Origin of the sequence: Blastococcus sp. DSM 46786, assembly GCF_900109665.1 — a bacterium.
Classification (GTDB): domain Bacteria; phylum Actinomycetota; class Actinomycetes; order Mycobacteriales; family Geodermatophilaceae; genus Blastococcus; species Blastococcus carthaginiensis.
Map to the genome: position 1 here is coordinate 102,667 of NZ_FOAO01000002.1, position 20,569 is coordinate 123,235.

Sequence of the window (20,569 nt, forward strand, 5' to 3'; positions counted from 1 at the left end):
GGCTCCTACCGCTCGTCGTCCCCAGCAGTCTCACCCCGGACGCCGGCGTGGGGAACCGGTCCCTCGACGCGCTGTGCCGGGATCGACCCGAGCCGGCCGGCCTGGAAGTCGGTGAAGGCGTCCGCGACCTCCTGCCGGGTGTTCATCACGAACGGGCCGTACATGGCGATCGGCTCGCGGATGGGGGCGCCGCCCAGGATGACGACGTCGAGCGCCGGCGTGCGCGACTCCTGGCGCACCGCCCCGCGCACGGTCACCGTGTCGCCGGGGCCGAGCACCGCGAGCTGGCCGGTGCGCACCGGAGCGCCGTCGATGCCGACGGAGCCGGCGCCGGAGAGCACGTAGACGAGCGCGTTGAAGTCCGGCCGCCAGGGCAGGTCCAGCGTCGCGCCGGGGGCCACGGTCGCGTGCACCATCGCCATCGGGGTGTACGTCGACCCTGGCCCGGTGTGCCCGCCGACGTCGCCGGCGATCACCCGCAGCAGCGCGCCGGCGTCGGGGCTGGCCAGCAGCACCGACTCCTCGGCGCGCAGGTCCTGGTAGCGCGGCTCGACCCACTTCTGCGCCTTGGGCAGGTTGACCCAGAGCTGGAGCCCGTGGAAGAGGCCGCCGCTCATCACGAGCTGCTCCGGCGGCCGCTCGATGTGCAGGACGCCGCCGCCGGCGGTCATCCACTGGGTGTCGCCGTTGCTGATCGTCCCGCCACCGCCGTGGGAGTCGGCGTGCTCGAAGGTGCCGTCGAGGAGGTAGGTGACGGTCTCGAAGCCGCGGTGCGGGTGCCAGCTGGTGCCCTTGGGCTCGCCGGGGGCGTACTCGACCTCGCCCATCTGGTCCATGTGGATGAACGGGTCGAGCGCGCGCAGGTCGACCCCGGCGAACGCCCGGCGCACCGGGAAGCCCTCGCCCTCGAAGCCGGACGGCGCCGTCGTCACCGACCGGGTGCGGCGACGCACCGTGCGGGGGGCGGGCAGCGGGACCCGCGGCAGGGTGGTGGTGTCCTCGACGGTCACGGCAGGCATGCCGGCCTCCTTGGTTGAGGGCTCAACTAGCGCTGAGCCTAACCCCGGGAGCGCCCGGCGTCTTCCCCTGCGCACCGGAGGCGTCCACCGGGTGGCCCGGCGGTGCCGGTCGGCGGTCGCGGGTGGTCGTGGCGGAAAAGTGCAAAGAAGCCTTTGCAAACAACTCTTTGCACCCCTAGCCTCCGGCTGTGACCCGTCCACCCGAACCCCCGGAGCCGGCCGTCCAGGTGACCGGCGTCCGCGCCCTGCGCGCGCTGTCGCACCCGCTGCGCAACCGCCTGCTCGGCCTGCTGCGCCTGCACGGCCCGGCGACGGCCAGCGGCCTGGCCCGCGCGGTGGGGGAGAGCAGCGGGTCGACGAGCTACCACCTGCGCCAGCTCGCGGCCCACGGCTTCGTCGAGGAGGTCGAGGGCCAGGGGAGCGGTCGCGAGCGCTGGTGGCGGGCCCGGCACCGGATGACCAGCTGGCAGCGTTCCGACCTCCAGGCCCAGGAGGGCGGCGCGGAGGTCCAGGACGAGATGACCCGCCTGCAGCTCGACGTGCACGCCCGGGTGCTCGACGCCTGGCAGGCGCAGGAGGCCGAACTGGGGCCGGAGTGGAAGGCCGCGGCGTCGATGAGCGACTACGTCGTCCGCGTCCGCCCCGAGCAGGCGCGGGCCCTGGCCGACGAGCTCGGTGCCGTGCTGGAGCGCTGGATGGACGAACACCCCTCGGGCACTCCGGCAGAGGGTACCGAACTGGTGTTCGCGCTCGTCGACATCGTCCCGGTGCGGGACCCGCTGTGACTCCGCCCGGGACGATCCGCTCCGCCACCCGGCGGCTGGTCGGCCTGACGGCGCTGCGCTGGCTGCCGGTGGGGCTCACCACGCCGATCACGGTCCTGCTCGCGCAGGCGCGCGGCCTCACCCTGGGTGAGATCGGCGTCCTGTTCACCGTGCACGGCGCCGTCGTCGTGGCGCTGGAGCTACCCACCGGCGGGCTGGCCGACGTGCTCGGCCGCCGCCCGGTCGTGGTCGCCGGGGCGGCGCTGCACCTCATCTCCTGCCTGCTGTTCGCAACGGCGACGTCCTTCGCCGGGTTCCTGGTCGGCATCCTGGCGCTCGGGCTCGGGCGCGTGCTCGATTCCGGCCCGGTCGAGGCCTGGTACGTGGACACCGTGCACCGGCTGGAGCCCGGCGCCGACGTCGCCCCCGGGCTGGCGAAGCACTCGGCCGCCGACGGCGCGAGCCTCGCGGTCGGCGCGGTGGTGGGCGGGTTCCTCCCGGCGCTGGCCGGGAGCTCGGGGGCGGCGGGGCTGGCGCTGCCCTACCTCGGCGCCGCGGTGCTGGACGTCGTCTACGTGGTGGCCGTGCTGCGGCTGCTGACCGAGGTCCGGCCCCCTCGGCAGGGCAGCGCCCGGGCCGCGCTGGGGAGCGGGCTGCGCGCGGTGCCGGCGACCGTGGGCGCGGCCGTGCGGCTGTCGGTCACCGACGGGCCGATGCGGGTGGTCCTGCTGCTCACCGGCATCGGCGGGGCCGGGCTGGTGGCGTGCGAGCTGCTGGGCCCCGTGCGGTTCAGCGAACTGGCGGGCGACCGCGACGACGGGGCGGCCGTCTACGGCGTCGTCCTGGCCGGCTCCTTCGCCGCGGCTGCGCTCGGTGCCGTGGCCGCGCCCGCGCTGCGGCGCCTGCTGCGCGGGTCCACCCGGGCTGCCTGCGCGGTGCTCTCCCTCCTCGGCGGCGTGGCGCTGGCCACGCTGGCCGGCCCCGACCTGCTCGCCGTGGCCGCCACCGGCTTCGTGCTGCAGTACCTGGCGCACGGCTCGGCCTGGCCGCTGCTCAGCGCCGTGCTGCACACGCGGGTGGCCGCCGCGCACCGGGCCACCGCCGTCTCGGCGATGTCCCTGGCCGTGGCGCTAGGCGGCATCGCCGGCAACCTGGTGATCCCGCCACTGGTCGCCGCGGCCGGGCTCGAGGGCGCCTTCCTGGCCGTCGGGGTCGTCGTCGCGCTCGGCGTCCTGGCCTGCCTGCAGCTGCCGCGGTCGACCTCCTCCGGGGCCGCCGTGGTCCCGGAGGAGGCACCCGTCGGATACTGAAGGCCCATGACTTCTCCTCGCAGCCGATGAGCGCCCCCCTCAACCTGGTCAACCTCGAGCGGGTGCACAAGGCGCACGGCACCACCGTGATCCTCGACGACGTCTCGCTCGGCGTCGCCGCCGGCGAGCGGATCGGCATCGTCGGCCGCAACGGTGGCGGCAAGAGCACGCTGCTGTCGCTGATCACCGGTGCCGACGACCCGGACTCCGGCCGCGTGACCCGCCGCGGCGACCTCGCGATGGGCGTGCTCGACCAGTCCGGCACCCTCCCGCCGGGGACGACGGTGCGCGACGTCGTGCTGCCGCCGTCGATGTTCGCCGCCGAGCACGAGTGGGCCGGCGACCCCGCCGTCCGCTCGGTGCTCACCGGCCTGGAGCTCGACCGGCTGGGCCTCGACGCCCCGGTCGCCCCCATGTCCGGTGGCGAGCGACGGCGGGTGGCGCTGGCTGCCCAGCTCATCCGGCCGCTGGACCTGCTGGTGCTCGACGAGCCCACGAACCACCTCGACGTCGAGGGCGTGGCGTGGCTCGCCGAGTACGTGAAGCAGCGCAGCGGCGGCATGGTCGTCGTCACCCACGACCGCTGGTTCCTCGACGAGGTCTGCACCACCACGTGGGAGGTCGCCGACGGGAGCGTGCACTCCTACGAGGGCGGCTACTCGGCCTACACGCTGGCCCGGGCCGAGCGGGCGCGGATCGCCTCGGTCACCGAGGAACGCCGGCTGAACCTGGTGCGCAAGGAGCTGGCCTGGCTGCGGCGCGGCCCGCCCGCCCGCACCAGCAAGCCGAAGTTCCGCATCGAGGCCGCCCAGGCGCTGATCGCCGACGAGCCGCCGGCGCGGGACTCGATGGCGCTGAAGGGCTTCGCCGCCCGGCGCCTGGGCAAGACCGTCTACGACGTCGAGGACGTCGACTTCGCAGTCCCCACCGACGATGGCCCGCGGCCGCTGTTCCGGGACCTGACCTGGCACGTGGGCCCCGGCGACCGGATCGGCATCGTCGGGGTCAACGGCGCGGGCAAGACGTCGCTGCTCAAGCTGCTGGTGGGGGAGACGCGGCCCGACTCGGGCACCGTCGTCGTCGGGCAGACCGTGGCGCCGGCCTACCTGTCCCAGCACGTCACCGAGCTGCCCCGGACGCTGCGCGTGGTGGAGGCGGTGCAGGAGGTCGCCCGCGTCGCCCGCATCGGCAACCAGGAGATCTCCGCCTCGTCGCTGGCCGAGCGGTTCGGCTTCGCGGCGAACCGGCAGTGGACGCCGGTCGGCGACCTCTCCGGCGGCGAGCGGCGGCGGCTCCAGCTGCTGCGGCTGCTCATGGCCGAGCCGAACGTGCTGATCCTCGACGAGCCGACCAACGACCTGGACATCGACACCCTCACCGCGCTGGAGGACCTGCTCGACAGCTTCCCCGGCACCGTGCTGGTGGTGAGCCACGACCGCTACTTCGTCGACCGGGTGTGCGACAAGGTGGTCGCGCTGCTCGGCGACGGGACGCTGGCCGAGCTCCCCGGCGGGGTGGAGGAGTACCTGCGCCGCCGCGCCGCCGGCGGTGCCCCGCTGACCACGGCGGCCGGGAGCGACGGCCCGCGGCCGGTCGGTGCGCCCTCCACCGCGGCCCCCGCGGTGTCGGCGGCGGAGGCGCGGGCGGCCAAGAAGGAGGCGGCCAAGCTGGAGCGGCGGATGCTCAAGCTGGACGCCGACGAGAAGAAGCTGCACGAGCAGCTGGCCGCGGCGGCCACCGACTACGCGAAGGCCGCCGAGCTCGACGCCCGGCTCAAGGAGCTGCAGGCGGAGAAGGAGCAGGTCGAGGAGGTGTGGCTGGCCGCCGCGGAGACCGCGGAGGGCTGACGGACGCCGTCCTCCCGCACCGCAGCGCGTCCTCCCTCGCCGGTCACCGTGAGGGAGGACGCGCCACGATCGGGGAACCTGATCGTGGCCAACCCTCGCGGGTCGATTCGGACTGCCCCGGGTGCACCGCATCGGACGGTGACGGCAGCGGGGTGACGCCGGGGCGCTGAGTTTCGCCGCGGCGGGACGGCGGTACTGCCCGATCGGGCGCGCGCGCGTCCCGAGACCGCCGTGCCACCTGGAGATCCGTGACCCTGCTGCTGCTCGCGCACGTCGTCGCGGCGCTCGCCGCGCCGGTGCTCGTGCGGTGGTGGGGCCGGCAGGCCTTCCTGGCCCTCGCGCTGGTCCCGGCCACCGGCCTGGCGTGGGCGCTGACCCGGCTGCCCACGGTGCTCGACGGCGGGGAGGTCACCGAGACCGTCCCGTGGGTCCCCGCGCTCGACCTGTCGGTGGCCCTGCGGCTGGATGCGCTGGCGCTGATCTTCGCCGGCCTGGTCACCGGCGTCGGGGCGCTGGTGCTCGTCTACTGCGCCCGCTACGTGGAGCCCGACGACGAGGGCGCCGGGCGGCTCGCCGGCCAGCTCACGGCGTTCGCCGGTGCGATGCTCGGCCTGGTCCTGGCCGACGACGTCTTCCTGCTCTACGTGTTCTGGGAGCTGACCACCGTCTTCTCCTACCTGCTGATCGGTGACTCCGGCGCCAAGGTGGCTGGCCGCCGGGCCGCGGGCCAGGCGCTGATCCTCACCACGGCGGGCGGCCTGGCGATGCTGGCCGGGTTGATCCTGCTGTCGCAGGCGGCCGGCAGCACGCTGCTGTCGGAGATCGTCGCCGCGCCGGGCGACGGCGGCCTCGTCGTCGGCGGCGTGCTGCTGGTGCTGCTCGGTGCGCTCACCAAGTCGGCGATGGTGCCCTTCCACTTCTGGCTGCCCGCGGCCATGCAGGCGCCGACGCCGGTCAGCGCCTACCTGCACGCCGCGGCCATGGTGAAGGCCGGCATCTACCTGGTCGCCCGGCTGGCGCCCGGGTACGCCGACGTGCCCGGCTGGCGGTTCGTCGTCCTCGGCGTCGGCGTCACCACGATGCTGGTCGGCGGCTACCGGGCACTGCGCCAGTTCGACCTGAAGCTGCTGCTCGCGTTCGGGACGGTCAGCCAGCTGGGCTTCCTGCTCACCCTGGTGGGCGGCGGCAGTGCGGCGCTGGGGAAGGCCGGGCTGGCCATGGTGCTGGCCCACGGGCTCTTCAAGTCCACCCTCTTCCTCTCCGTCGGGGTGCTCGACCACGCCACCGGGACGCGGGACATGCGGGAGCTCTCCGGGCTGGGGCGGCGGCTCCCGGTGCTCGCCACCGCCGCGGTCCTCGCCTCGGCGTCCATGGCCGGCCTGCCACCGCTGATCGGCTTCGTCGGCAAGGAGGCGGCCTTCACCGCGCTGTGGGACGGCGCCCTGCCCGACCGGACCGCCGCCACCGTCGTGCTCGTCGGGCTCGTCGTCGGCTCGGTGCTGACCGTCGCCTACACCGCCCGCTTCCTCTGGGGCGCCTTCGCCCGCAAGCCCGACCTGCCGGCGACGGCGCCCGAGGAGCTCGAGCACCCGCCGGGGCCGCTGTTCGTCACCGCCCCCGTGGTGCTGGCCCTGGCCGGCCTCGCCGGCGGGCTGGCGGCGTCCGCCCTCGACCCGCTCGTCGCCGCCGCCACCGAGCCACTGCCGCAGCTGCTGCCCGAGGAGGAGCACCTGGCGCTGTGGCACGGCCTCACCCCGGCCCTCGCGCTCTCCGCGGTCACCCTGCTCACCGGTGCGGCGCTGTTCCTGGCCCGCCGCCCGGTCTGGCGGCTGCAGCGCCGGGTGGGCGTCCCGGTCTCCGCGGACACCGGGTACTGGAACGTCCTCCAGGGGCTCGACCGGCTGGCCGTCGTGGTCACCGGGTCCACCCAGCGCGGCTCGCTGCCGGTCTACCTCGGCGTCATCCTGGTCACGGTGCTCGCCCTGCCCGGGGGTCTGCTCCTCGTCCGGGGTGTCTGGCCCGCGGAGTGGCGGGCCTGGGACAACCCGCTCCAGGCGATCACCGGGGCCCTGGTGCTGGTGGCCGCGGTGCTCGCCGTGCGCATCCACCAGCGCCTGGCCGCCGCCGTCGTCGTCGGGCTCACCGGGTACGGCCTGGCCGTCCTCTTCGTCGTGCACGGGGCACCCGACCTCGCCCTGACCCAGGTGCTCATCGAGACGGTCACCCTCGTCGCCTTCGTCCTGGTGCTGCGCAAGCTGCCGCTCGAGGTCGGCGGGAGCTCCCGCGCCCGCACCCGCTGGAGCCGCGGCGTGGTGGCGACGGCGGTCGGGGTTTTCATGGGCGTGGCCAGCGCGGTGGCCCTCGCCGCCCGGGAGGCGCCACCGGTGTCGGTGGAGTACCCGGAGCTGGCCCGGGAGGCCCACGGCGACAACATCGTGAACGTCACGCTGGTGGACATCCGCGCGTGGGACACCTTCGGCGAGATCTCCGTCCTCGTCGTCGCCGCGACCGGCGTGGCCAGCCTGGTCTACCTGCGCGGCCGGGCCGGGGCGCTCGCGCGGGCCACCGCCGAGGACGAGCAGCGGGTGCCGCAGGGCCGCCGGGCACCGCGGGCGCAGTGGCTGGCCGCCACCTCGACGCTCTCCCCGCGCCGGCGCTCGCTGATCTTCGAGGTGGTCACCCGGCTGCTGTTCCACGCAGTCCTGGTGCTCTCGGTGTTCCTGCTGTTCGCCGGGCACAACGCGCCCGGCGGCGGGTTCGCCGGCGGGCTGGTGGCCGGGCTCGCGCTGGTGCTCCGCTACCTGGCCGGCGGGCGGTACGAGCTGGGCGAGGCCGCGCCGGTCGACCCCGGCGTCCTGCTGGGGCTCGGCCTGCTGCTCTCCGGCGGCACCGGGGTGGTGGGGCTGGCGCTGGGTGCGCAGGTGCTCGAGACGGCGTTCTTCGAGGCCACCCTGCCGGTGCTCGGCCACGTGACCCTGGTGACGGCGCTCTTCTTCGACATGGGGGTCTACCTCGTCGTGGTGGGGCTGGTCCTCGACGTGCTGCGCAGCCTCGGCGCCGAGCTGGACCGCCAGGAGGAGGAGGGCGAGGACCGCGATCCCGCCGCCGAGGAGGTGATCGCACGGTGACCCCCACCGTCGTCCTGCCCGTGGTCATCGCCGGCCTGTACGCCGCCGGCGTCTACCTGCTGCTCGATCGCAGCCTCACCCGCGTCCTGCTCGGGTTCCTGCTGCTGGGCAACGCCACCAACGTGCTCCTGCTGTCGTCCGGCGGCCCGGCCGGGGAGGCGCCGATCCTCGGGCACGCCGGTCCCGGGGAGATCAGCGACCCGCTCCCGCAGGCGCTGATCCTCACCGCGATCGTCATCACCTTCGGCATCTCGGCGTTCCTGCTGGCAGTCATCCACCGCTCGTGGCGGCTGGTCCGCCAGGAGGTCGTGCACACCGACGAGGAGGACCGCCGGGTCGCCGCGCGGAGCCCCCGGCACGCCGACGCGATGGACCCCGACGACATCGACCCGGTCGACCTGGACCCCGAGGACCGGGCGATGGGCGACGTCGTCGGCGGACCGCCCGACCCGGAGGCGCAGCTGGCGCGGCGCTTTCCTGACACCGCCTCCGACGACGTCGACCTGCCCCCGACCCGCGGGCGGACGACGTGATGCGCGTCCTGGCGCCGGTGCCGGTGCTCGTCCCGCTGCTCGGTGCCGCGCTGTCGCTGCTGCTCAGGCGCTATCCGCGGGTGCAGCGGCTGGTCAGCCTGGCGGCCATCGGCACCGTGCTCGGCGTGGCGGTTGCGATGCTCGTGCTCGCCGACGCCAACGGCGCGGTGGCGGTGGCCGTGGGCGACTGGCCGGTGCCGCAGGCGATCATGCTGGTCGTCGACCGGCTGTCGGCGCTGATGATCGTGGTGGCCTCGACCGTCGGGCTCGGGGTGCTGCTGTTCTCCGTGGGCCAGGGCGTCGCCGACGGGCCGCACAGCTCGCCGGTCTCGGTCTTCCACCCCACCTTCCTGGTGCTGATGGCGGGGGTGGGCTTCGCCTTCCTGGCCGGCGACCTGTTCAACCTCTACGTCGGCTTCGAGGTGCTGCTCACCGCGAGCTACGTGCTGCTGACCCTCGGCGGCACGGCGCCCCGCATCCGCGGCGGCATCACCTACATCATCGTCAGCCTGATGAGCTCGCTGCTCTTCCTCGCCGCGATCGGCCTGGTCTACGCGGCCACCGGGACGACCAACCTGGCGCAGCTGGCACTGCGCCTGGGAGACATCCCCGACGGCACGCGGATGCTGCTGCACGGGATGCTGCTGGTCGCCTTCGGCATCAAGGCCGCGGTCTTCCCGCTGTCGGCGTGGCTGCCCGACAGCTACCCGACCGCGCCCGCACCGGTCACCGCCGTCTTCGCCGGGCTCCTCACCAAGGTCGGGGTCTACGCGATCATCCGCACCCAGACGCTGCTGTTCCCCGGCGGCGCGCTGGACACCCTGCTGATGTGCGCCGCGCTGGCCACGATGATCGTCGGCATCCTGGGCGCCATCGCCCAGACCGACCTGCGCCGCATGCTCTCGTTCACGCTGGTCAGCCACATCGGCTACATGGTGTTCGGGATCGCGCTCTCCACCGAGGCGGGGCTGGCCGGGGCGATCTTCTACGTGGTCCACCACATCGTCATCCAGGCGACGCTGTTCCTCGTGGCCGGGCTGGTCGAGCGCCAGGGCGGCAGCACGACGGTCGCCCGGCTGGGCGGTCTCGCCGCGGCCTCGCCCCTCCTCGCCGTCCTCTACCTGGTGCCGGCGCTGAACCTGGCGGGCATCCCGCCCATGTCGGGCTTCCTCGGCAAGCTCGGGCTGCTGCAGGCCGGCGTCTCGGCCGGTGGGGTGCTGCCGGGGCTGCTCGTGGCCGCGGGGGTGGTCACCAGCCTGCTGACGCTCGTCGCGGTCAGCCGGGTGTGGTCGCGGGCGTTCTGGCGGCCGCCGACGCAGGCCGAGCACCTGGAGACCCCGGCCGACGCGGCCGCCGACAGCGGGCCGGGCACCGGTGCGGACGACGGCACGGGCAGCGGCGCGGCCGGCGACGAGCACGGCGCCGCGGGCGGGTCGGAGCCGCGCGGGTCGTCGCGCTCGGGGCTGGGCTCGACCCGGCGCGGGACGCGGGACGCCGCCTGGCAGCGCCAGGTGGCGCTCGCCACCGGCACCCCGGGCCCGGAGCCCGAGCCGACGGAGGAGAGCCTCGACGAACGGGACCGGTTGCCCCGGGGGCTGCTCGGCGCGACCGCCGGCCTGGTGACGGTGAGCGTGGCGCTCACGTTCCTGGCCGGGCCGCTCTACGCGCTGGCCGACCGGGCGGCCATCGACCTGCTCAACCGCACCCCGTACGTGGAGGCGGTCTACGGGGAGGGCCCCGCGAGCTCGGCCGAGGACGTGCCGTGAGCCCCGGCCCGCTCGTCGGCCGCCGCGCCCGCCAGCTGCCGCTCATCGGCTGGCTGGTGCTCATCTGGGTGCTGCTGTGGGGCACCTGGTCGTGGGCGAACGTGCTCTCCGGGTTGCTGGTCGCGGTCCTCGTCACCCGGGTGCTGCCCCTGCCCGGGATCACCGAGCACGCCCGGTTCCGGCCGCTGGCGGTGCTGGCCTTCCTCGGCGACTTCCTGCGCGACCTCGCTGTCTCCAGCGCCCAGGTCGCGTGGGCGGCGCTGCGGGCGGGCGGGCGGGTGCGGTCCGCGGTCATCGTGGTGGAGCTGCGCACCGACTCCGACCTGCTGCTCACCGTGATCGCGGAGACGCTGAGCCTGGTGCCCGGGTCGCTGGTCCTCGACATCGACCGGACGCACCGGACGATGCTGGTGCACGTGCTGCCGGTGGAGACCGAGGACGACGTCGACCGCCAGCGGGCCGAGGTGCTGGCCGTGGAGGAGCTGGTGGTGCGGGCGTTCGGCAGCGCCCGGGAGATCGCCGCGCTGGACGAGCCGCGGCAACCGGCTCCGGCGGACCCTGACGGGAGGACGACATGACCCTGGTGTGGGTGGCCGCCTACTCGATGCTCTCCGCGGGCGCGGCGCTGGCGATGGTGCGCGTCTGGCTCGGCCCCTCCCTGCTGGACCGGGTGGTCGCCACCGAGACGCTGCTGGCGATCATCGCCGCGGGGGTCGCGGTCTACGCCGCGCTCGCCCGCGACTCCGCGGTCGTGCCCGTGCTCCTCGTGGTGGCTCTGCTCGGCTTCGTCGGCGCCGTCTCGGTGGTCCGCTACGTGGGCGGGATGCTGCTGATGTCCGGGGACGACGACGGCCAGGGCGCGGGGTTGCCCCCGGCCGCCGAGCAGTCCACCGAGGGGCGGTGACGGCGGTGCAGACGGTGCTCGACGTGGTTGCGATCGCCTTCCTGCTGGTCGGGTCGCTCATGGCGCTGGCCGCCGGGATGGGGCTCGTGCGCTTCCCCGACGTGATCTCCCGGCTGCACGCGGGCACGAAGCCGCAGGTGGCCGGCGTCCTGCTGATCACGGTCGGCGGCGCCATCCGGCTGGTCGGGACGCCGGTGGTGTGGATGCTGCTGCTCGGCGGCCTGCTCCAGTTGCTGACGGTGCCGGTGAGCGCGCACATGATCAGCCGCATCGCCTACCGGCGCCGGCACGTGCGGCGCGACCTGCTGGTCGTGCACGAGGCGGGCTTCCTCGGCCTGGTGGGGCCCGACGCGGACGACCCGCCGGGCGACCAGCCCGCCGACGCACCGCGCGACCAGCGCGACCGCGGGTGACCGCCGGGGCCGGCGCGTCGCGCGCCCGGCCCCGGCGGTGCCTCAGCGCTCGGCGCGGTTGACGGCGGAGACGACGGCCCGCAGCGAGGCGCTGACGATGTTCGGGTCGATGCCCACACCCCACAGCACCCGGTCGCCCACGGCGCACTCGACGTAGGCGGCGGCGCTGACGCTCGCGTGTCCCGGATCCATCGCGTGCTCGGCGTAGTCCAAGACGCGGACGTCGACGTCCAGGCTCTTCAGCGCGTCGACGAACGCCGCGATCGGGCCGTTGCCGCGGCCCTCGATCGTCACCGGGACGCCGTTGTCGGTGAGCTCGACGACCATCTCGTCGACCGTGTCGCCGTGGGCGGTGTGCCGGTGCCCGGCGAGGGCGAACCGGCCCCAGGGCGCGGCCGGGTCGGGCAGGTACTCGTTGCTGAACGCCGTCCACATCTGCGCGGCGGTGACCTCGCCGCCCTCGTCGTCGGTGTGCCGCTGGACGACCGCGCTGAACTCGATCTGCAGCCGGCGCGGCAGGTCCAGGTGGTTCTCGGTCTTCATGATGTAGGCGACGCCGCCCTTGCCGGACTGGCTGTTCACCCGGATGACGGCCTCGTAGCTGCGGCCGACGTCCTTGGGGTCGATCGGCAGGTAGGGGACGGCCCACGGCATCTCCGCCACGGCCTTCCCGGCCGCCTGCGCGTCCGTCTCCAGGGCCTTGAAGCCCTTGTTGATGGCGTCCTGGTGGGAGCCGGAGAAGGCGGTGTAGACCAGGTCGCCGCCGTAGGGGTGCCGCTCGTGCACGCCGAGCTGGTTGCAGTACTCGACGGTGCGGCGGATCTCGTCGATGTCGGAGAAGTCGATCTGCGGGTCGATGCCCTGGCTGAACAGGTTCAGGCCCAGGGTGACCAGGTCGACGTTGCCGGTGCGCTCGCCGTTGCCGAACAGGCAGCCCTCGATGCGGTCGGCGCCGGCGCGGTAGCCGAGCTCGGCGGCGGCGACGGCGGTGCCGCGGTCGTTGTGCGGGTGCAGGCTCAGGACCACCGAGTCGCGGCGGCCCAGGTTGCGGTGCATCCACTCGACCTGGTCGGCGTAGACGGTCGGCTCGGCCATCTCGACGGTGGCCGGCAGGTTCAGGATCGTCGGCCGGTCGGGGGTGGGCTCCCAGACGTCGGTGACGGCGTCGCAGATCTCGACGGCGAAGTCGAGCTCGGTGCCGGTGAACGACTCGGGGGAGTACTCGAACCGGATGTCCGTGCCGCCCATCTGCTCGGCCAGCTTGCGCACGACCTGGGCGCCGTGGACGGCGATGTCCACGATGCCGGCGCGGTCGGAGCCGAAGACGACCCGTCGCTGCAGGGTGGAGGTCGAGTTGTAGAGGTGCACGATGGCCTGCTTCGCGCCGCGCAGCGACTCGAAGGTGCGCTCGATCAGCTCGTCGCGGGCCTGGGTGAGCACCTGGATCGTCACGTCGTCCGGTACCAGGTCCTCCTCGACCAGCTGGCGGACGAAGTCGTAGTCGGTCTGGCTGGCCGCCGGGAAACCGACCTCGATCTCCTTGTAGCCCATGCGGACGAGCAGCTCGAACATCCGCCGCTTGCGGTCGGGCGTCATCGGGTCGATCAGCGCCTGGTTGCCGTCGCGCAGGTCGACGGCGCACCAGCGCGGGGCCTGCGTCGTTCCGGTGCCCGGCCAGGTGCGGTCGGGCAGCACCACCGGGGTGAAGGGTGCGTACCGGTGGATCGGCATGCCGGACGGCTGCTGGGGGTGACGGGCGTGCGGGTGGGTCTCGCTCATGGGAAGGCTCCTGGGGCGGGGCTGCCGTGCGCGGAGTGCGCACAGCTCCGGGGCGGTCAGCGGCGCCGGGAACGCACTCGGTCACGGCAGGACACCGCGGCGAGGGGGCCGACCTAGGAGAGGGCCTCGCCGCGGCGGGTAAGCAGGAGGCTGCCGCGCACGCAGCCACGGTAGCAGCGCGTCGGCTCCCGCCGCAGGATCACGCTCAGTCCACGTCGCAGCGGCAGGGGCACTCCTCGGTGTGGAACGGTCGCAGGCCGTCGTCGCCGTCGGCGCAGTCCGGCGGGCACTCGCAGGTGAAGTCGGTCAGCGGAGGCAGCTCACCGGCGACCCGCCGGCGTTCCAGCTCCTCGCGCCGTCGCTGCGCCGCCTCCGCCCGCCGGGCCGCCCGGCGCTCCGCGGGGGTGTCGCCGGGGAGCCACGGGTGGTGGTCGGTCGGCGTGCCGCGGGCATCACGGCGCGCGTCCCGGGCCGGCCGGTCCCGGGTGAAGGTGTAGCCGGTCTCCGGCCGGTCCCGACGCTGCTCGTGGAAGGAGATCCCGGCGGCGGTGCGGCGCGTGTCGAGGTGCGCCGGGAAGCGCCGCCGGCCGAGGTCCCGCACGGACCCGCCGGACATCGGGGGGACCTCGAGGCCGTCGCCGTCCAGCAGGGCCAGCCGGAGCCGGGCGAGAGTGGCCGCGCGGGCCAGCGCGGTCACCGGCAGGTCGCGCCGCCCGGTCTCGGCCTGGGCCACGGCGGACTGGGACAGGCCGCAGCCCTCGGCCAGCTCGCGCTGCGAGAGGTCCCCCTCCCGACGGATGCGTCGCAGGGCGCCGGGCAGGTCGAAGGGCTCCACGCCGCCACTCTCCGGTGCTGCTGCGCCGCTGGAACGGGCTGACGAGCGGGACGGTGGAGGACCCGACCCCCTGTGGACACCGACGTGCGGGCCGCCCCCGGCATGTGCTCCCGGGAAGGTCTGCCTCTGAGTGCACGTGCACTCAGAGGCGGACCTTCCCGGGGGAACCGGTCGTGGGGTCCAGGGACACCGGTCGTCCCGGCGGTCAGAACGCCTTGCGCAACCGCAGGCGCAGCGGCCGGCCGTCGGGGTCGACCAGCAGCCGGTAGACCGGGGTCGCCCACAGCCGGGTGAGCCAGGAGAGCTTCTCCGGCCGGTGCGGGCGGAGCCGGCCGGGTGGGCGCGGCCCGCGCCGGCCGCCCTCGTGCCACTCGGCCAGGGCGGCCGCCCGCGCCTCGAGCGTGGCCACGAAGCGCTCGGGGTCGAGCAGCAGGTCGTCGTCGCCGCCGGGATCGAGGTCCAGGTGCTCCTGCGCCAGTTCCAGCCGCAGGTCCCTCGGGAAGGTGCGGGCGCAGTCCCCGGTCCCCGCCGGGTCCAGGGGCTCGCGCGGGTCCGGCGTCGTGTCCAGGACGGCGGTGGACAGCTCGCTGTCGTGCGTCCAGGAGCGGCGGTTGAAGTTGTCGCTGCCGACGCTGGCCCAGACGTCGTCGACGACGCACACCTTCGCGTGCACGTAGACCGGCGTCCCGGCGTGGTTCTCGACGTCGAAGACGTGCACCCGCTCCTCCCCGCCCGCCCGGATGCAGAGGTCGATCGCCTGGCGGCGGCCCACGTACTGCGGCGTCGCGTTGAACGCACCCTCCTGGTCGGGGATGCGGGGCACGACCACGACCAGGTGCAGGTCGGGATTGGCCGTCAGGGCGTCGGCGAACAGCTGGGCGACCTCCCCCGACCACATGTACTGGTCCTCGAGGTAGACCAGCCGCCGGGCGCGCCGCACGGCCTTGCTGTACCCGCGGGCGATCGAGCGCTCGCCCTCGGGTGCGAAGTCGTACCGGGGGCGGATCTTCGGGTACGTCCGCAGGATCTGGACCAGGTGCGGCCCGCTCGGCGGGGGCGGCGGCAGCTCGGGCGGCAGCGGCGAGGGGTCCAGCCGGGCGCGGCGGAACCGGTCGACGAGGTAGGCGATCGGGTTGCCCTGGACGGGGCTGGTCGGGTCGTCCCAGCGTTCGCGGAAGCTGGTCTCCAGGACGGCGACGGCGGGCCCGCGGATCTCGGCCTGGACGTCGTGCCACGGCGGGGTCGGGCCGTACCCGGAGGCCATGTCGACCGCCTGCGGGTCCCCGTGGTGCCGTGCGTCGTCGCGGCGGCTGTGGCACAGGTCGATGCCGCCGGCGAACGCGACGTCGCGGGACGGCTCCGCGGGGCACCTGATGATCACCACCTTCTGGTGGTGGCTGCCGACCCGGCGCACGCGCTGGTCCAGCACGACCTTCCCGCCGTCCTCCTCGATCTCCCGGTCCAGCGACCGGTTCTGCTCCTTGCTGTACGACAGCCAGTCGGTGTGCGAGCGCCACACCAGGCCGCGCACGTCGACGCCGCGGCGTGAGGCCGCGCTGAACAATTCGTCCACGGTCGGCCCGTCCGGGCGCAACCGCTGGTCGGGGTCGCCGCGCCAGTCGGTGAACCACAGGCGGTCGCCCGCGCCCAGCTGCTCGACCACCTCGACGAGCCGGTCGAAGTACACCGACCCGTGGACCAGCGGGCGGACCAGGTTCCCCTCGGTCCAGCTGGGGACGGCGGCGCCGCGGTTGTGGCGCTCCTCCGAGGTGAGCAGCCAGCGGCTCGGGTCGTCCACCCGGTGATCACAACGGTCGGGTCCGCCGGATGCAAGCGCCAGCGTCGTGGACGACGTCGGTAGCCTCATGTCCCGTGGCCCTCGTCGTCCAGAAGTACGGCGGCTCGTCCGTCGCCTCCGCCGAGCACATGAAGCGCGTCGCGGAGCGGATCGTCGCGGCCAAGAACAACGGCGACGACGTCGTGGTCGTGGTCTCGGCGATGGGCGACACCACCGACGAGCTGCTGGACCTCGCCAGCCAGATCACCGACACCCCACCCGGTCGCGAGCTCGACATGCTGCTCACCGCCGGCGAGCGGATCTCCATGGCGCTGCTGGCCATCGCCATCTCCGAGCACGGCTACGAGGCGCGCTCCTTCACCGGGTCGCAGGCCGGCGTCATCACGACGTCCAGCCACGGCAAGGCGCGGATCATCGACGTCACGCCGGGCCGGCTCAAGTCGGCGCTCGACGAGGGCTCGGTCGTCATCGTCGCCGGGTTCCAGGGCGTCAGCCAGGACACCAAGGACATCACCACGCTGGGCCGCGGTGGCTCGGACACCACCGCCGTCGCCGTCGCCGCGGCGCTGAACGCCGACGTCTGCGAGATCTACACCGACGTCGACGGCGTCTTCACCGCCGACCCGCGCATCGTCCCGAACGCCAAGCGGCTGGACACCATCACCTACGAGGAGATGCTCGAGCTGGCGGCCTCCGGCGCGAAGGTGCTCATGCTCCGCTGCGTCGAGTACGCCCGCCGCTACGGCATCCCCGTGCACGTCCGCAGCTCCTACTCCCAGCTCCCCGGCACGACCGTGACCGGTTCGATGGAGGACCTCACCGTGGAACAGGCGATCATCTCCGGCGTCGCGCACGACCGCTCCGAGGGCAAGATCACCGTGTTCGGCGTGCCGGACCGGCCGGGCGAGGCGGCGCAGATCTTCCGCGTGCTCGCCGACGCCGAGGTCAACATCGACATGATCGTGCAGAACGTCTCGGCCGAGGCCAGCAAGCTCGCCGACATCTCCTTCACGCTGCCCAAGAGCGACGGCCCGACCGCGCTGGCCGCCCTGGAGCGGGTGAAGCACACCGTCGGCTACACCGACGTGAGCTTCGACCAGCACATCGGGAAGGTGTCGCTGGTGGGGGCGGGGATGCGCTCGCACCCCGGCGTGTCCGCCAAGTTCTTCGGCGCGCTCGCCGACGCAGGTGTCAACCTGGAGCTGATCAGCACCTCGGAGATCCGCATCTCCGTGGTGTGCCGCGACACCGACGTGGACATCGCCGTCCGCGCGGTGCACGACGCCTTCGACCTGGGCACCGACGAGGCGCAGGCCGTGGTCTACGGAGGGACGGGACGATGAGCACGAGTGGTGGGCTGCGCGTCGGCATCGTCGGCGCCACCGGGCAGGTCGGCCGGGTCGTGCGCGACCTGCTGGCCGAGCGGGACTTCCCGCTGGCCGAACTGCGCTTCTTCGCCTCCGCCCGGTCGGCCGGCAGCACGCTGCCGTGGGCCGGTGGCGAGATCACCGTCGAGGACGCCGCCACCGCCGACCCGACGGGCCTGGACATCGCGATCTTCTCCGCCGGGGCCACCACCTCGCGGGCGCAGGCGCCGCGGTTCGCCGAGGCCGGCGTGACCGTGATCGACAACAGCTCGGCGTTCCGGCGCGACCCCGACGTCCCCCTGGTCGTCAGCGAGGTCAACCCGCACGCGCTGGGCGAGATCCGCAAGGGCATCATCGCCAACCCGAACTGCACCACCATGGCGGCGATGCCGGTGCTCAAGCCGCTGCACGACGAGGCGCAGCTGACCCGGATCGTCGCCAGCACCTACCAGGCGGTCTCCGGCAGCGGTGTGGCCGGCGTCGAGGAGCTGCACGGCCAGGCCAGGGCCGTCGTGGAGAAGGCCGATGCGCTCGCCCACGACGGGTCGGCCGTGGCCTTCCCCGACCCGGTCAAGTACGTCGCGCCGATCGCGTTCAACGTGCTGCCGATGGCCGGCTCCGTCGTCGACGACGGCTCGTTCGAGACCGACGAGGAGCAGAAGCTCCGCAACGAGAGCCGCAAGATCCTCGGCATCCCGGACCTCCGGGTGGCGGGTACCTGCGTGCGGGTGCCGGTCTTCACCGGGCACTCGCTGTCGCTGAACCTGGAGTTCCAGCGTGAGCTCTCCGTCGAGCGGGCGACCGAGCTGCTGCAGGCCGCGCCCGGGGTGGAGCTCTCCGATGTCCCGAACCCGCTGCAGGCCGCCGGCCGCGACCCGAGCTACGTGGGCCGCATCCGGCAGGACCAGAGCGTCGACGGCGGCCGCGGGCTGGTGCTCTTCGTGAGCAACGACAACCTGCGCAAGGGTGCGGCCCTCAACACCGTGCAGATCGCGGAGCTCATCGCCGCCTCCCGCTGAGCCCGCCCCTCCTTATCGCCGTGGGAGGGCAGGAAGGCCGTCACTGGCCGTCCGCGGCTTCCTCGGCGGCGTCCGGGGCGGCGTCCTCCGCCTCGCCGTCGGCGTCCTCCGCCTCGTCAGCGGCGTCGCGGGCGTCCTCCGCCTCGGCGTCGTCCTCCGCGTCGTCCTCCCTGGTATCGGCTGTCTCCTCGGCCGCGTCCCGGGCGTCATCGTCGGCGTCCTCGGCCGCACGTTGCCGGTCACGGGCCGACCGCTCGGCCGGGGAGGGAGCCGGTGCGCTGCGGGCCTCGCTCGGAGTCCCGCCGGTGCCCGCCGGTGGGGGGTTCGTGGGGGAGGGGCGCGGTGCCTCGAGCGGCGCCGGCCGTTCCAGGCTCGGCAGATCAGGACCGAGGAGGGGCAGGTCCGGACCGGTGCCGGGCCGACGGGCCGCGGGCGCGGGCTCGGCGGGCGCCGACCGCGGGAACTCGAAGGGCGTCAGCGCGTCCACGACGTCGGCGAGGCCGTCCTGCACCGCCGCGGGCAGTGCCTGGGCGGTGCCGGCCAGCAGCACGGAAGCGAGACCGGCGGTCACGACGGCACCGACGCGGCGCCGCAGGCGACGTCCCGCGTGCCGGGCGGGCCCTACCGCGACGGCTGTCACCGGCACGGGGCACGGCTCGAACCCACGGTCGAGGAGTTCGGCGAGGGCCGGTGCAGGTCGGGGAGCCGGACCCGATGCGATCGAGCGGAGCAGGCCCACGGCCTCCTCGAGTTCCCGGTGACCGGTCCCGGTGCCGTGATCGAGCAGTCGGGCGGCCACCCGGTCATCGAGACCCGACGATGTGCGACGCATCACAAGATCCCCGGCGTCATGGCGTGGACCGCGCCGCTGTCCTGCAACCGGGCGCGCAGTGTCAGCAATCCCCGGCGCTGCAGTTGCTTCACCGCGCCGGTGCTACGCCCCATGGCCTGCGCGGCCTGCTCCACGCTCAGGTCGCCCACCACCCGCAGCAGCAGGACGTCACGCTGGTCGTCGGGGAGCACGGCCAGCAGGGCGCGGACCTCCTCGGTGCTGATCCGCTCCACGGCCTCGTCCTCCGACGACGCCGACGTGCGTCGGTCCTGCCAGTCCTCGTAGGGAACCCCGGCACCGCGAACGGCCTGTCGGCGCAGGTCGTCGACCAGTCGGGCGTGGGCGACCGAGAAGGCGAGCGTGCGCAGGCCCGAGGCGCCACCGGTCACGGTGGCCAGCTTCGAGTACACGGTCAGGAACACCTCGCTCGTCAGGTCGTCGGGCTCAGCGGCTCCGCGGGAACGCAGGTAGCCGTGCACACGGGGTGCGAGCTCCTCGTAGACGGCGCGCAGGGCCCAGGGGCGGCCGGCCTGGGCGGCCAGGAAGGCGTCCTCGAGGCGCGAGGATCCGTCGGAGGCCATGGCCTTCCTATCGGCGCAGGGGCGGGCGGACTGAAGCAGTCCGCCCGCCCCTGTGCGTGCTGGGGTCAGCCGTACCCGGTCAGTCGTCCTCGCCGTCCTCGTCGTCGGCCACGTCGGCGGCCCCGCGGGCCTGCTCCTCTGCCACGTCGGCGTCCTCGCGGGCCTGCTCCTCGGCCTCCTCGGCGGCCTCCCGGGCCTCCTCCTCGGCCTCCGCAGCCCGCTCAGCGGCCTCTTCGGCGTCCTCGCGGGCCTGCTCCTCGGCCTCCTCGGCGGCCTCCCGGGCCTCCTCCTCGGCCTCCGCAGCCCGCTCAGCGGCCTCTTCGGCGTCCTCGCGGGCCTGCTCCTCGGCCTCCTCGGCGGCCTCCCGGGCCTCCTCCTCGGCGTCCTCCCGGGCCTCATCCTCGGCGTCGTCGGTCAGGGCGTCCTCGCTCCCGTCGTCGGCCCCGAGGTCCGTCGCGACGTCGACGAGGTCGTCGGTCGCGCCGTCCTCGACGGCGACGGACGCGTCGTCCTCGGGCAGCAGGTCGGCGACCGGGACGACCCCGGTGGCTCCGGCGGTGCCGATGGCGACGGCCGAGACGGCGCCGGCCACGGCGACCTTGGTGGTGAGGGCGGCTGCGCCGGCCTTGGCGATGAGGAGGGTGAGCAGGTCCATGGTGGTGCCTTCCGTTCGG

Annotated in this window: 18 protein-coding genes; 11 read left to right on the forward strand and 7 right to left on the reverse strand. The window is 74.3% G+C overall.

Translation table 11 applies throughout. From position 1 onward, the window contains the following. Positions 1–5 precede the first annotated feature (5 nt). Complete coding sequence (locus BMW62_RS02505; RefSeq protein WP_091929264.1) at positions 6–1,019, reverse strand: pirin family protein; 1,014 nt, start codon at positions 1,017–1,019, stop codon at positions 6–8. A gap of 188 nt (positions 1,020–1,207) precedes the next feature. On the opposite strand from BMW62_RS02505, the gene BMW62_RS02510 reads away from it, so the two are divergent. The 9 genes from BMW62_RS02510 to mnhG all read left to right on the forward strand — a co-directional run bounded on the left by BMW62_RS02510 (position 1,208) and on the right by mnhG (position 11,684). Next, entirely contained in the window at positions 1,208–1,804 is a 597-nt protein-coding gene (locus tag BMW62_RS02510; protein WP_091929265.1) for a winged helix-turn-helix domain-containing protein, read from the forward strand. Continuing rightward, positions 1,801–3,093 carry an MFS transporter gene (locus tag BMW62_RS02515; RefSeq protein ID WP_091929266.1) on the forward strand — a complete coding sequence of 431 codons (1,293 nt, stop codon included), beginning with the start codon at positions 1,801–1,803 and terminating at the stop codon, positions 3,091–3,093. The genes BMW62_RS02510 and BMW62_RS02515 overlap by 4 nt, the downstream gene beginning before the upstream one ends. A gap of 26 nt (positions 3,094–3,119) precedes the next feature. After that, positions 3,120–4,940 carry an ABC-F family ATP-binding cassette domain-containing protein gene (locus BMW62_RS02520; protein WP_091929267.1) on the forward strand — a complete coding sequence of 607 codons (1,821 nt, stop codon included), beginning with the start codon at positions 3,120–3,122 and terminating at the stop codon, positions 4,938–4,940. A 248-nt stretch (positions 4,941–5,188) separates the two neighbouring features. Continuing rightward, a complete protein-coding gene (locus BMW62_RS02525; protein WP_091929268.1) occupies positions 5,189–8,068 on the forward strand; it encodes a Na+/H+ antiporter subunit A in 2,880 nt (959 codons plus the stop codon). After that, positions 8,065–8,601: a Na(+)/H(+) antiporter subunit C gene (locus BMW62_RS02530; protein ID WP_091929269.1), complete on the forward strand. Its 537-nt coding sequence runs from the start codon at positions 8,065–8,067 to the stop codon at positions 8,599–8,601. The genes BMW62_RS02525 and BMW62_RS02530 overlap by 4 nt, the downstream gene beginning before the upstream one ends. Further along, positions 8,601–10,367 (forward strand): Na+/H+ antiporter subunit D, encoded by a 1,767-nt coding sequence (locus tag BMW62_RS02535; protein WP_091929270.1) that lies wholly within the window; start codon positions 8,601–8,603, stop codon positions 10,365–10,367. Before BMW62_RS02530 ends, BMW62_RS02535 begins: the two co-directional genes overlap by 1 nt. Next, the gene (locus tag BMW62_RS02540; RefSeq protein ID WP_091929271.1) at positions 10,364–10,945 is read left to right on the forward strand and encodes a Na+/H+ antiporter subunit E; all 582 of its coding nucleotides are present in this window, start codon (positions 10,364–10,366) and stop codon (positions 10,943–10,945) included. Before BMW62_RS02535 ends, BMW62_RS02540 begins: the two co-directional genes overlap by 4 nt. Next, positions 10,942–11,271 carry a monovalent cation/H+ antiporter complex subunit F gene (locus BMW62_RS02545; RefSeq protein WP_091929272.1) on the forward strand — a complete coding sequence of 110 codons (330 nt, stop codon included), beginning with the start codon at positions 10,942–10,944 and terminating at the stop codon, positions 11,269–11,271. The genes BMW62_RS02540 and BMW62_RS02545 overlap by 4 nt, the downstream gene beginning before the upstream one ends. Continuing rightward, positions 11,268–11,684, forward strand: a complete 417-nt coding sequence (mnhG, locus tag BMW62_RS02550; RefSeq protein WP_170852183.1) for a monovalent cation/H(+) antiporter subunit G — start codon at positions 11,268–11,270, stop codon at positions 11,682–11,684. The genes BMW62_RS02545 and mnhG overlap by 4 nt, the downstream gene beginning before the upstream one ends. A gap of 42 nt (positions 11,685–11,726) precedes the next feature. On the opposite strand, the gene leuA is transcribed toward mnhG, so the two are convergent. The 3 genes from leuA to BMW62_RS02565 form a co-directional block, all read right to left on the reverse strand. Then, positions 11,727–13,415, reverse strand: coding sequence for a 2-isopropylmalate synthase (gene leuA, locus BMW62_RS02555; protein WP_348271446.1), 1,689 nt, complete (start codon positions 13,413–13,415; stop codon positions 11,727–11,729). 253 nt (positions 13,416–13,668) lie between these two features. Next, entirely contained in the window at positions 13,669–14,298 is a 630-nt protein-coding gene (locus BMW62_RS02560; protein WP_091929274.1) for a helix-turn-helix domain-containing protein, read from the reverse strand. Between the two features lie 205 nt (positions 14,299–14,503). Next, entirely contained in the window at positions 14,504–16,096 is a 1,593-nt protein-coding gene (locus tag BMW62_RS02565) for a phospholipase D family protein (protein WP_091929275.1), read from the reverse strand. Between the two features lie 74 nt (positions 16,097–16,170). On the opposite strand from BMW62_RS02565, the gene BMW62_RS02570 reads away from it, so the two are divergent. Together BMW62_RS02570 and BMW62_RS02575 are read left to right on the forward strand one after the other, a co-directional pair. Next, positions 16,171–17,439, forward strand: coding sequence for an aspartate kinase (locus tag BMW62_RS02570; protein ID WP_091929276.1), 1,269 nt, complete (start codon positions 16,171–16,173; stop codon positions 17,437–17,439). Continuing rightward, a complete protein-coding gene (locus tag BMW62_RS02575) occupies positions 17,436–18,482 on the forward strand; it encodes an aspartate-semialdehyde dehydrogenase (RefSeq protein ID WP_091929277.1) in 1,047 nt (348 codons plus the stop codon). The genes BMW62_RS02570 and BMW62_RS02575 overlap by 4 nt, the downstream gene beginning before the upstream one ends. A gap of 40 nt (positions 18,483–18,522) precedes the next feature. Here BMW62_RS02575 and BMW62_RS22425 read toward each other — a convergent pair whose 3' ends face one another. From BMW62_RS22425 to BMW62_RS22430, 3 genes are all read right to left on the reverse strand, one after another. Next, the gene (locus BMW62_RS22425; protein WP_170852184.1) at positions 18,523–19,053 is read right to left on the reverse strand and encodes a hypothetical protein; all 531 of its coding nucleotides are present in this window, start codon (positions 19,051–19,053) and stop codon (positions 18,523–18,525) included. Between the two features lie 260 nt (positions 19,054–19,313). Next, positions 19,314–19,895: an RNA polymerase sigma factor gene (locus tag BMW62_RS02585; protein WP_091929279.1), complete on the reverse strand. Its 582-nt coding sequence runs from the start codon at positions 19,893–19,895 to the stop codon at positions 19,314–19,316. Positions 19,896–19,974: 79 nt separating this feature from the next. Beyond that, positions 19,975–20,550 carry a hypothetical protein gene (locus BMW62_RS22430; protein ID WP_091929280.1) on the reverse strand — a complete coding sequence of 192 codons (576 nt, stop codon included), beginning with the start codon at positions 20,548–20,550 and terminating at the stop codon, positions 19,975–19,977. Positions 20,551–20,569 lie beyond the last annotated feature (19 nt).

Excerpts from the sequence above, each read along its gene's own strand:
- BMW62_RS02505 (WP_091929264.1), bottom strand. The coding sequence starts at position 1,019 with ATGCCTGCCGTGACCGTCGAGGACACCACCACCCTGCCGCGGGTCCCG.
- BMW62_RS02520 (WP_091929267.1), top strand. The coding sequence starts at position 3,120 with ATGAGCGCCCCCCTCAACCTGGTCAACCTCGAGCGGGTGCACAAGGCG.
- BMW62_RS02535 (WP_091929270.1), top strand. The coding sequence starts at position 8,601 with ATGCGCGTCCTGGCGCCGGTGCCGGTGCTCGTCCCGCTGCTCGGTGCC.
- BMW62_RS02545 (WP_091929272.1), top strand. The coding sequence starts at position 10,942 with ATGACCCTGGTGTGGGTGGCCGCCTACTCGATGCTCTCCGCGGGCGCG.
- leuA (WP_348271446.1), bottom strand. The coding sequence starts at position 13,415 with ATGCCGATCCACCGGTACGCACCCTTCACCCCGGTGGTGCTGCCCGAC.
- BMW62_RS02575 (WP_091929277.1), top strand. The coding sequence starts at position 17,436 with ATGAGCACGAGTGGTGGGCTGCGCGTCGGCATCGTCGGCGCCACCGGG.
- BMW62_RS02585 (WP_091929279.1), bottom strand. The coding sequence starts at position 19,895 with ATGGCCTCCGACGGATCCTCGCGCCTCGAGGACGCCTTCCTGGCCGCC.
- BMW62_RS22430 (WP_091929280.1), bottom strand. The coding sequence starts at position 20,550 with ATGGACCTGCTCACCCTCCTCATCGCCAAGGCCGGCGCAGCCGCCCTC.